Annotated in this window: 6 protein-coding genes; 4 read left to right on the forward strand and 2 right to left on the reverse strand. The window is 63.4% G+C overall.

All coding sequences use genetic code 11. The features are described from left to right. The first annotated feature begins 146 nt into the window (after positions 1–146). From KDH09_11260 to KDH09_11275, 4 genes are all read left to right on the forward strand, one after another. Positions 147–1,727, forward strand: a complete 1,581-nt coding sequence (locus tag KDH09_11260) for a VCBS repeat-containing protein (protein ID MCB0220265.1) — start codon at positions 147–149, stop codon at positions 1,725–1,727. A gap of 28 nt (positions 1,728–1,755) precedes the next feature. Then, complete coding sequence (locus KDH09_11265) at positions 1,756–2,247, forward strand: MaoC family dehydratase (GenBank protein ID MCB0220266.1); 492 nt, start codon at positions 1,756–1,758, stop codon at positions 2,245–2,247. A gap of 479 nt (positions 2,248–2,726) precedes the next feature. Further along, positions 2,727–7,274 (forward strand): glutamate synthase large subunit, encoded by a 4,548-nt coding sequence (gltB, locus tag KDH09_11270; protein ID MCB0220267.1) that lies wholly within the window; start codon positions 2,727–2,729, stop codon positions 7,272–7,274. A gap of 7 nt (positions 7,275–7,281) precedes the next feature. Further along, the gene (locus tag KDH09_11275; protein ID MCB0220268.1) at positions 7,282–8,754 is read left to right on the forward strand and encodes a glutamate synthase subunit beta; all 1,473 of its coding nucleotides are present in this window, start codon (positions 7,282–7,284) and stop codon (positions 8,752–8,754) included. Between the two features lie 315 nt (positions 8,755–9,069). On the opposite strand, the gene KDH09_11280 is transcribed toward KDH09_11275, so the two are convergent. Both KDH09_11280 and KDH09_11285 read right to left on the reverse strand, forming a co-directional pair. After that, complete coding sequence (locus tag KDH09_11280) at positions 9,070–10,671, reverse strand: AarF/ABC1/UbiB kinase family protein (protein MCB0220269.1); 1,602 nt, start codon at positions 10,669–10,671, stop codon at positions 9,070–9,072. Between the two features lie 159 nt (positions 10,672–10,830). Beyond that, positions 10,831–11,336 (reverse strand): hypothetical protein (locus KDH09_11285; GenBank protein ID MCB0220270.1); only part of this gene is annotated, 506 nt, incomplete at its 5' end.

Consider the following 11,336-nt stretch of genomic DNA (forward strand, 5'->3'; position numbering starts at 1 on the left):
ACCGAGCAGCTCAAACCTGAAATCGATTCGATCGACAAGGTGCTCTTTGCGCGCCTGAGCGAAGATGAACGCAATACCCTGGCACAGCTTCTGACGAAGATGAGCCGTGGAATCGTCGGCTGAGACCGGCACAAGGCGGAGTGATGATGAGTGGGAAGCACATTGGGAAGATTCTTCTGGTAGCCGCAGCGTTGCTGGCAAGCATGGGAGCGCGCGCGGCCAGCGCCGAGGAACTGCTGGGCAACGAACAGTTCTCGCTCAAGGTAAATGGCGTCGTGCGCAACTTCGTCACCGCCGATTTCAACGGCGACAAGCTCCGCGACGTGATCGTCACCCACATCGTGCTCGACGAAGAAAAGCGCACCAGCGAGCGGTACTTCTCGCTGTTCCTCCAGACCGACAAGGGCTTTGGTGAAGCGCCCAACCAGACCTGGGCGGCCCCCAAGGAAGCGGTCGGCATCGACGTTGCCAACTTCGACCTGAGCGACGAGGGCCCGGAACTGGGCTACGTGGCCAGCGGCGGCGTCTACTACTTCAAATTCGACAAGAACAAGTTCATCGAGTCGCCAACGCGCCTCTTCACCGCCTCGACGATTTTTCGCACGCCCGATCCCCATGGGGTCGTGGTCGTCACCATTGCCGAGGACTTCGATCACGACGGCCAGGACGAGATCATCGTCTACGATTTCGACCAGACCTATATCTACCGCGCCGTCAAGGACGACAAGGGCGCCGAGTGGCGACTCTCGGGGATCTATCCCACCCCGCTTCGCGCGCGGGTGAGCAGCTACTGGGAAAACGACATCCTGCTCTCGCGTATCGAGCAGAACTCGACGCGCATGGAGTTCATGCTGCCCGAGATCATGCAGGCCGACTTCGACGGCGACGGGCAGCTCGACATCTTCCTGCCCCGCGACGACCGGGTCTACATCTACCAGCGGGATAAAGACGGCAAGATCAAGGACACGCCCACGCTCATCGATTTCGGCGTGTTCCCCCTCTATCAGGGAATGCGCCACGGGTCGATTCCCGCCATCACGCGCCTGTATCCGGCGGACTTCAACGGCGACGGGCTGGCCGACATCATCATTTCCCGCCTGACAGTGGTGAACCTGGCCGACCAGGAACTGCAGTCGGATTTCTTCGTGTTCATCAACAAGGGCGGCAAGTACGGTGAGCGCCCCGACGAGACGATGAAGTTCGAAGGCTTTATCGAAAAGCCGCTCATCGCCGACTTCAACGGCGACGGGCGTGACGACATTGCGGTGCAGCAGTTCGAATTCGGCTTTGCCCAGCTCGTGCGTCTCGTGCTCTTCCAGAGCGTCCGCATCACCTACAAGACGTTCTACTCGACTGAAGCCGGCCTGCACGCCAAGGATCCGAGCGAAGAGCGGGACCTGCCCTTCGACTTCGATCTGAGCCAGCAGAGCGCCAACCTGCTCACCGCCTTTTCCGTGTATGCCGATTTCGACGGAGATCGCAGGCTCGACCTCCTGCAGGCATCCAATCCCGGCAGCTACGAGATTCTGCTGAGCACGGATAAGGAATGGGCGGAGAAGTCCGTGGAGATCCAAACCCATTCGAGCTTCTTCACCTTCCCCGAGGACCTCAACGGCGACGGGCGTGACGATCTGCTGATCCGCTACGCCAATCAGGGCCCGCTCGATTCGCTCGTCCGCGTGGTGCTCATGAAGAACGCCAAAGAAAACAGCGGCACACGCGACTAGCCCGAACATCCCGGAAGGAGCCCGCGATATGGGCGGACGTTACCTTGAAGACTTCGAGGTCGGTGCGATCTATCGGCACTGGCCAGGGCGCACCATCAGCGAAGCCGACGACACTTGGTTTACGCTGCTGACCATGAACACCCACCCGCTGCACTTCGACGCCTACTTCGGATCGAAGACCCAGCACGGCCAGCGGCTGGTCAACGGAACCCTCGTCTTCTCCATCGTCGTGGGAATGAGCGTCTCGGACATCTCCGAGAAGTGCATTGCCAACCTCGAATACGAAAAAGTCCTCCATCTGGGGCCCACCTTCCACGGCGATACGATCTATGCCGAGACCGAGGTGCTGGAAATCACCCCCTCGAAATCGAAGAACGATCGGGGCATCGTCTACGTCGAAACCCGGGCCTGGAACCAGAAGAGTGAGAAGGTGATGAGCCTGCGCCGAAGGGTCCTGGTACCCGTCCGACCGGCCACCGAGCCCGACCCCTATCCGCCCAATCCCTTTTCGGCAAAATAGGGCGCAAAACTGCCCAAATACCCGATTTTTCTTGGGTTTTTACTCCCCTGCGAGGGGCTTTGCGGCCCCCGTACGCTGTGCTAGTGTGGCGCCTCCCAAGGTGCGGAGAGCAGCGAGTTAACCTCCTGAAATTCGTGGGGAAACCTAGGGACAGGCGCTTTTTCTGCGCCGGTGAGGGCGCTTCCACTGGTGTGTTTTTGACACGCCGCATCCACTAAGATTGGAAGCCCTTCGGGGATGTGCGGGCCGTTCAGGCTGCCGCCCCAACCCAGCGCGTCGCTTGGGCCTTGCCGAGCCGACAGTGCCCAGCAGAACGCAAGTTCGAGCGGCGCTGCGAGCAAGCCCCGGAGAAGGCGGATGCGCTTGATCTGCAACCGGATTTGAATGCACCACCGGGCCAGCACGCCCCGCATTGTCGCCGCCTGAAACGGCCACGACATCGGCGGGGTGAGGCCGGCCGGGGAGAGAGAGCAGTGACCATGAGTGGAACACGACGCCAGGCACAGGGCCTCTATCATCCGAGCTTCGAACGCGATAGCTGCGGCGTGGGCTTTGTCGCCAACATCAAGAACAAGCGCTCCCATCAGATCGTGCGCCAGGGCCTCGAAATCCTGGACAATCTGGAACACCGCGGCGCCTGCGGCTGCGAGCCCAACACCGGCGACGGCGCGGGAATCCTGCTTCAGATTCCCCACGAGTTCTTTGCCAAGGTCTGCCCGGAATCGCACATCGAGCTTCCCGAGGCGGGCCACTACGGCGTTGCCCTGGTTTACCTCCCGCAAATCGCGACCGAGCGCAATCAGGTCGAGGAGTGGTTCGAGCAGGCCGTGCGCGACAACGGCCAGCGCTTCCTTGGCTGGCGCGACGTGCCGCTCAATCTGGAAAAGGCCGACCTGGGCCAGACCGCCGATTCCTGTCGCCCCCATGTGCGCCAGGCCTTCGTCGGTCGCAGCGACGATATCACCGATGAGCTCGCTTTCGAGCGCAAGCTCTACGTCATCCGCCGCACGGTGGAAAAACGCGTCGAGGAAGCCGGCAAGAGCGGCATGCACCAGAGCGAGTATTTCTACGTGCCGAGCTTCTCGTGCCGAACCATTGTGTACAAGGGCATGCTGACCACCAGCCAGGTCGACCCTTTCTATCCCGATCTGGCCGACGAGGACATGACCAGCGCCATCGCGCTCGTCCACTCGCGCTTCAGCACGAACACCTTCCCCTCGTGGGAACTGGCCCAGCCCTTCCGCATGCTGGCCCACAACGGCGAGATCAACACGCTTCGCGGCAACATTAACTGGATGCGCGCGCGTGAGGGTCTGTTTGAGAGCGAGCTGTTCGGCAAGGACATCAAGAAGGTGACGCCCGTCCTCAAGGAGGGCGCCTCCGATACGGCAACCTTCGACCAGGCGCTCGAGCTCCTGACGCTGGCAGGCCGCGACCTGCCCCATGCCGTGATGATGATGGTGCCCGAGGCCTGGGAAAATCACGAGAGCATGAGTGCCGAGCGTCGCAGCTTCTACCAGTTCCATGCCTCGCTCATGGAGGCTTGGGACGGCCCGGCGTCCATCGCGTTCACCGACGGCCGCTACATCGGCGCGGTGCTCGACCGCAACGGCCTTCGTCCCTCGCGCTACGTGGTGACCAAGGACGACCTGTGCGTCATGGCATCCGAGGTCGGCGTGCTCGACATCGCCCCCGAGCGGGTCGAAAAGAAGGGCCGACTTGAGCCGGGCCGCATGTTCCTGATCGACCTGATCGAGGGCCGCATCATCGGTGACGAGGAGCTCAAGAGCCGCTACGCATCGGCCGAGCCCTATGGCGACTACCTCAAGAACATCACCCCGCTCGAGGACCTGCCCGAAGCGGCCAAGGTTCCCGAGCCCGATCACGACACGGTCGTCGCGCGCCAGCAGGCCTTCGGTTACACCGTGGAAGATCGCAAGATCCTCATCGCCCCGGCCGCCCGCGACGGGCAGGAACCGCTGGGCTCCATGGGCAACGATACGCCGCTGGCGGTTCTCTCGAACAAGCCGCGCCCGCTCTACGACTACTTCAAGCAGCTCTTCGCCCAGGTGACGAACCCGCCGCTCGATGCCATCCGCGAGGAAATCGTCACCAGCGCCTACACCACCGTGGGCAGCGAGGGGAATCTGCTAAGGCCCACGGCCGAGAGTTGCCGCCAGATCTCGATCGACAACCCGATCCTCGACAACGACCAGTTCGCGCGCCTGCAGCAGCTTGATGGAAGCAACGGCTACAAGGCCGTGACCCTCCCCATGCTCTTCAAGGCCGCCGACGGCGCCAAGGGTCTCAAGAAGGCCATCGATACCCTGCGCAAGGATGCCGCCAAGGCAATCAGCGAGGGAGCGAACGTGCTCATCCTCTCCGACCGCGGCGTCGATGCCGAGCACGCGCCGATTCCCGCACTGCTGGCCTGCGCAGGCGTACATCACTACCTGGTGAGCAAGGGCAGCCGCACGCGCGCCGGCCTGGTGATCGAGTCGGGCGAGCCCCGCGAGCCGCACCACTTCTGCCTGCTGGTCGGCTACGGCGCCAGCGCAATCAACCCGTATCTGGTGTTCGAGTCCATTGACGACATGATCCGCGACGGTTCCATCGACGATGCCAAGCTCGACCACGAGAAGGCCGTCTACAACTATCGCAAGGCGATGAAGAAGGGCATCATCAAGGTGATGTCGAAGATCGGCATCTCCACGATCCAGAGCTATCGCGGCGCGCAGATCTTCGAGGCCGTCGGTCTCAACCATGACCTCGTCGACAATTACTTCACACACACGGTCTCGCGCATCGAAGGCGCGGGGCTCGATGCCATCGCGAACGAGACCCTGACCCGTCACGACAAGGCCTTCCCGAAGGGCAACGTCGTGCATCCGCACCTGGACTGGGGCGGCCAGTACAAGTGGCGCCGCAACGGGGAGTTCCACCTGAACAACCCCGAGACGATCGCCCACCTGCAGCACTCGGTGCGATCGGGCAATTACAAGCAGTTCAAGAAGTACACCGCCGCGATCAATGAGAACAGCCGCCACCTGTGCACGCTGCGCGGCCTGTTCGAGCTGATTCCCTCGAAGAATCCGATTCCCATCGACGAGGTGGAATCGGCCGAAGAAATCACCAGGCGATTCAAGACCGGCGCCATGAGCTTCGGCTCCATCAGCGCCGAGGCCCACGAGACGCTGGCCATCGCGATGAACCGCATCGGCGGCAAGAGCAACACCGGCGAGGGCGGCGAGGATCCCGCACGCTTCAACCCGCTGCCCAACGGCGACTCAAAGCGCAGCGCCATCAAGCAGGTTGCCTCGGGCCGCTTCGGCGTAACCAGCCACTATCTGGTCAACTCCGACGAGATCCAGATCAAGATGGCCCAGGGCGCCAAGCCCGGCGAGGGCGGCCAGCTTCCCGGCCACAAGGTGGACGAGAACATTGCCCGCGTGCGCCATTCGACGCCGGGCGTGGGCCTCATTTCGCCCCCGCCACACCACGACATCTACTCGATCGAGGATCTGGCCGAGCTGATTCACGACCTGAAGAACGCCAACAACAAGGCGCGCATCAACGTGAAGCTCGTCGCGGAGGCCGGCGTGGGCACCGTCGCCGCCGGCGTCGCGAAGGCGCACGCCGACGTGGTGCTCATCTCCGGCCATGACGGCGGCACGGGCGCTTCCCCGCTCACCAGCCTCAAGCATGCCGGCGGGCCGTGGGAACTGGGCCTTGCCGAGACGCACCAGACCCTCGTGATGAACGACCTGCGCAGCCGCATCGTCGTGGAGACCGACGGTCAGCTCAAGTCCGGCCGCGACGTCGTGATCGCCGCGCTGCTGGGCGCGGAGGAATACGGCTTCGCCACCACGGGCCTGATCGCCATGGGCTGCATCATGATGCGTGCCTGCCACCTGAACACCTGCCCGGTGGGCATCGCCACGCAGGATCCGCGGCTTCGCGAGAAGTTCGAGGGCAAGCCCGAGCACGTTGTGAACTTCTTCAAGTTCATTGCCGAAGAAGTGCGTGAGATCATGGCCGAGCTCGGCTTCCGCACCATCAACGAGATGATCGGCCATACCGAGAAGATCGACGTGCGCAAGGCAGTGGATCACTACAAGGCGGCGGGCCTCAACCTCTCGCCGATCCTGCACCGTCCCGATCCGGGCCGCGAGGTGGGCATCTACTGCCAGATCCCGCAGGACCATGGTCTGGAAAAGGCGCTCGACAACGAGATCATCGAAAAGTGCAAGCCGGCGCTTGAGAACAAGGAAAAGGTCGAAATCTCCCTGCCGGTGCGCAACATCAACCGCGTCGTGGGCACCATGCTCGGCGCGGAGATCAGCCGCCGCTACGGAGCCGAGGGCCTTCCCGACGGAACGATCAAGATTCACCTCAAGGGCTCGGCCGGCCAGAGCCTGGGCGCCTTCGTACCCAGGGGCGTGACCATCACTGTCGAGGGCGACGCCAACGACTACGTGGGCAAGGGCCTCTCGGGCGGACGCATCGTGGTCTATCCCTCGCCGGACGCGACCTTTGTTCCCGAGGAGAACATCATCACGGGCAACGTGAACTTCTACGGCGCCACCAGTGGTGAGGCCTTCATCCGCGGCGTCTCGGGCGAACGCTTCTGTGTTCGCAACTCCGGTGTGCACGCGGTCGTCGAAGGCATCGGCGATCACGGCTGCGAATACATGACCGGCGGCCGGATGATCTGCATTGGACGCACCGGGCGCAACTTTGCGGCCGGCATGAGCGGCGGTGTCGCCTACATCCTCGATGAGGCCGGCGACTTCCACACCCGGTGCAACAAGGAAATGGTGGACCTCGATCCCTTCAACCAGGAATCGGACATCGAATTCGTGCGCGGCATGATCGAAAAGCACGTCAAATACACCGGCAGCAAGCGCGGCCAGTGGGTGCTCGACAACTTCGAGGATCTCAAGTCGAAGTTCGTGAAGGTCATGCCGGTGGATTACAAGCGCGTGCTGGCCGAACAGGCAGGCAAGAGCATGGCGGCAGCGGGGTAAGGTACCAATGGGAAAGATTGGCGGATTTCTTGAATACGAGCGCAAGGGCATTCCCGAGAGGGATCCGGCCGAGCGCAAGAGCGACTACAACGAGGTCTACGAGCGTCGGCCCCTGCCCGAGCTGCAGGAACAGGCCGCGCGCTGCATGGACTGCGGCACGCCTTTTTGTCACACGGGCTGCCCGCTGGGGAACCTCATCCCCGACTGGAACGACGGTGCCTACCGCGGCCAGTGGGACGAGGCCATCTTCCGGCTCCACGCGACCAACAACTTCCCGGAATTCACCGGTCTTGTCTGCCCGGCGCCCTGCGAGAATTCCTGCGTGCTGGGCATCAACGAGCCCCCGGTCTCCATCAAGCAGATCGAGTACGCCACCATCGACGAGGCCTTCCTCGCCGGCAAGGTGAAGCCCCAGCCCGCAGCGAAGAAGACCGGCAAGAAGGTCGCCGTCGTGGGCAGCGGCCCGGCGGGCCTTGCCGCCGCGCAGCAGCTCTGCCGCGCCGGCCATGACGTGACCGTCTTCGAGCGCGCCGACCGCATCGGCGGCCTGCTCCGCTACGGCATTCCGAACTTCAAGCTCGAAAAGCACATCGTCGACCGCCGCCTCAAGCAGATGGAGGAAGAGGGCGTTGTCTTCAAACCGAGCACCAACATCGGCGTGGACATCGACGCCAACGATCTCAAGAAGGACTTCGACGCGGTCGTCCTCTCAGGCGGCGCCACCCAGGCCCGCGATCTCCCCATTGAGGGTCGCGAGCTCGAGGGCGTCCACTTCGCCATGGATTTCCTGACCCAGCAGACCAAGGTCGTCGAAGGCGACCAGATCGACCCGTCCGAGCGCATCAGCGCCGAGGGCAAGAACGTCGTCGTCATCGGCGGCGGCGATACCGGCGCCGACTGCGTGGGCACCTCCACCCGTCAGGGCGCCAAGCAGGTCATTCAGCTCGAACTGCTCGACCGCCCCACCGACGAGCGCCCGGGCGACAACCCCTGGCCCCAGTGGGCGCGCATCTACCGCATGAGCTACGCCATCGCCGAGAACGGCGAGCAGAAGTATTCGGTTTCCACCAAGCGCTTCATTGGCGAGGACGGCAAGCTCAAGAAGCTCCACTGCGTGGAGATCGAGTGGCTTCCCTCCGAGAACGGCGGGCGCCCGCAGATGAAGGAAGTCGAAGGCAGCGACTTCGAGATCGACGCCGATCTCTGCTTCCTGGCCATGGGCTTCCTGGGGCCCGAGAAGGAAGGCATGCTCACCCAGCTCGGCGTGGAACTCGACGAGCGCGGCAACGTGAAGACCGGCGAGGATCGCCAGACCAGCGTGCCGGGCATCTTCGCCGCCGGGGACATGCGCCGCGGCCAGTCGCTCGTCGTCTGGGCCATCGCCGAAGGACGCGACGCCGCCTACCACGTGGACAAGTTCCTCATGGGCCGCAGCTACCTCGACGTCCCCGGCGAGAACGCCAACTACTCCATGCGCTAGGCGCGACCAAGCAGCCAAAGAAAAGGGCGAGCCGGAAGGCTCGCCCTTTTTGTTTCTTGCCACCGAGGGTGCAGAGCTCACGGAGAGAAGAGTTTGAAACCACAGATGAACACAGACGCACACAGATAGGCTGCTGTTTCACCTGTCATCCCGCCACTTCGCTCGGGATGACGGATTTGGCTTCTATCCGTGTTCATCTGTGTGCATCTGTGGTTCCTTCTTTCAGCTTGCTCCGTGAGCTCTGTGCCCTCTGTGGCAAACAAAAAGAGCGCGGCGCCGGTGGGCCGCGCTTTTCGTGAATCAGAGGGGCGCTCTCTACATCGCCTTGGCGAGGTAGGGCAGCACGGTGCGGCCGTAGTCGATGCTCGGCTTGTAGTGCTGGAACAGGCCGCCGAGGGTCCCGAAGACTCTTGCGAGCATGATGAACTCGGCGGGCAGCTTCATCACGGGGTCCTTGGCCATCGCCTCGATGACTTCGGCAGCCTGGGCGAACATTTCTTCCTTGGTGGGCCATGCGAAGTCGGCGCCGTGGCTGGCGGCGTCGCGGATGATTGCCAGGAAAACATCGATGAAGGCGTGCAGGGTGCCCGTGTCGCCGCTGCGGGTGGCGAAACCGAGTTCGGTAAGCAGGCGGTCGGTCGTTGCGCGGTCGCCCGTCATGATCGACTGCATGAGCTTCATGTAACCCTTGCGGTAGGTCTCGGGCAGGGCCTTGGTGCAACCGAAGTCGAGCAGCACGACATCATCGTCGGCCGTGACCAGGAAGTTGCCCGGGTGGGGGTCGGCCTGGAAGAGGCCTGCTTCGAGCACCTGCTTCATGTAGCTCTCGAGCAGTCGGCCCAGAATTTCCGAGAGGCGGTGGCGCGCCTTCTCACCGGCGGCGCCCTCTTCGAGCGCTTCGCCCGCCAGGCGGTCGAGCACCGTGGTAATCTTCTCGCCTTCGACGAAGGTGCTGGTCATCACCTTGTCGGTGCAGAGCTGCGGCACCGGGTGGGGAACGATCACGCCCTCGGCCTCGGCGAAGAGATTGGCGACGGCCTCCATGGCCTTGGCTTCCTCGCGGTAGGCGACCTCGGCGCGGACCATGCTTTTCACTTCTTCGGTGATGGTTTCGTAGTCGGTCGGCGGCAGCATCCCGCTCATGCTCTCGAGGAAGATCTCGAGGAGCGACATGTCGAGCTCGATGAGCTCGGCGATGTTGGGGCGCTGCACCTTCACCGCGACGGTCACACCGTCGAGGGTCACGGCGCGGTGAACCTGCCCGATGCTGGCAGCGGCAATGGGCTCTTCTTCGAACTCGCTGAAGGCCTCGTCGAGGGGCTTGCCCAGCTCGGACTCGATGAGGGCGCGCACGAACTCGAAGGGCTCTGGCGGGACGTCATCCTGCAGGGCCGAGAGCTCGCCGATCCAGGACTCGGGCAACAGGTCGGGACGTGCCGAGAGCATCTGGCCCACCTTCAGGAAGGCGCCGCCCTGCTTGATGCTGGTCTCGAAGAACCGGCGGGCATTGCGGGCATGGAGTTCCTCAAAGGCCTGCGCCGTGCGGCGCCGCGAGAGGAAGGCCGCCTTCGTGCGGAAGAAGCGGTAGCTCGTGGCGATCTTGGTGAGCATCCAGCCGGTAGAGGCCAGCCGGGAGATCCGGCCGGGCCAGCGGCCCGCCTCGTCGGAGAGCTCGCCCACCTGCTTGGAGAATGCTCCCCAGCCCTGTTCCAGGGCCTTCCAGGTGTTTACGGCCTCGTCGGCAAGCGCGCGGGCCTCCCAGGCGGTGGTTTCGATCGTCGCAATGGCCGCGTCCAGCAGGGAGAGCCAGGCCCGCAGGCCTGCCTTCTCGTCCCCCTCAGAGGCCTCTCGCAGGGTCTGGGCGATCTGAGCGGCGTAATCGGGCTTCGGGGTTGAGGTCAATTGCTTATCGGTCATGGCGCCTCCAAGGCGTTCAAGATGTCATATTTTGTATTACATTTTAATACGCACGTCAACGGAAAAGCTGGGCGCCGGAGAAGCACCCACAAAGAAAAAACCCCGCCTCGATGGGCGGGGTTTTCGTTGAGTCGCTCTTGATGCTGCTGGCGCTGGAGCTTATTGCCCCCCGCCATTGGGGTTTGGGAAGTCCAAGCGGACGCGCAGGACCTGGCTGTTGAGGATCTGCTGCAGGAAGATGTTGCGCTCGTCGGTGTTGAGCGGCACGCCCTTGCGATGCAGGCGAACCCGCTTGCCGCCGCCTGCACCGGCGCCGTCATCGCCACCGAATTCACCGGCATCGTCATCGCCGTAGTCACCGCCCTCGCTGGAGAAGGCCGCGTTGCCGACGAACTGCTGGAGAAGCTGCGGGGTCAGGCCGGTCTGCGTGATCTGGCCACCGCTGATCTGGGCGAGGGTTCCGGCCGGGATCTGGGCGCAGTTGCTGCCCAGGCAGAATTCAGCGGCGCCGCTCTCCAGGGCCAGGAAGTCGTTGAGGCCGCCCAGACCCGTGCCCAGGCTCACCGTGGTGCCGCGAATACCGGCCACCGCGGTGGGCGTGGCGATCTGGTATTTGCTCTTCACGGCGCTCGAATACTTGGCCACAACCGCGCGGATCTTGCCGC

It is taken from the genome of Chrysiogenia bacterium, from assembly GCA_020434085.1.
GTDB lineage: Bacteria > JAGRBM01 > JAGRBM01 > JAGRBM01 > JAGRBM01 > JAGRBM01.